The sequence below is a fragment of the Micromonospora sp. LOL_013 genome (genome assembly GCF_048060315.1).
Lineage (GTDB): Bacteria > Actinomycetota > Actinomycetes > Mycobacteriales > Micromonosporaceae > Micromonospora_E.
The window spans coordinates 1-403 of record NZ_JBHMIQ010000119.1; the positions used below are offsets into that span (position 1 = coordinate 1).

1 protein-coding gene is annotated in these 403 nt (G+C 70.2%); it reads left to right on the forward strand.

The genetic code is table 11. The features are described 5' to 3' along the window. Positions 1-83: 83 nt before the first annotated feature. The coding region (locus tag ACFHWS_RS28585) for a hypothetical protein (protein ID WP_416569595.1) at positions 84-403 on the forward strand (320 nt) is incomplete at its 3' end.

Consider the following 403-nt stretch of genomic DNA (forward strand, 5'->3'; position numbering starts at 1 on the left):
CCCTGCGCACCTTGAGCACCTTGGGCACCATCAGCACCCTGCGCACCCTGCGCACCCTGCGCACCTTGGGCACCATCAGCACCTTGAGCACCTTGGGCACCATCAGCACCCTGCGCACCCTGGAAACCCTGCGCACCCTGCACGCCCTGCACGCCCTGCGCACCTTGAGCACCCTGGGCACCATCAGCACCCTGCGCACCCTGCGCACCATCAGCACCCTGCGCACCCTGGGCACCATCAGCACCCTGGAAACCCTGCGCACCCTGCACGCCCTGCACGCCCTGCGCACCCTGCGCACCTTGGGCACCATCAGCACCCTGCGCACCCTGCGCACCCTGCGCACCCTGCGCACCCTGCGCACCTTGGGCACCATCAGCACCCTGCGCACCCTGCGCACCCTGCG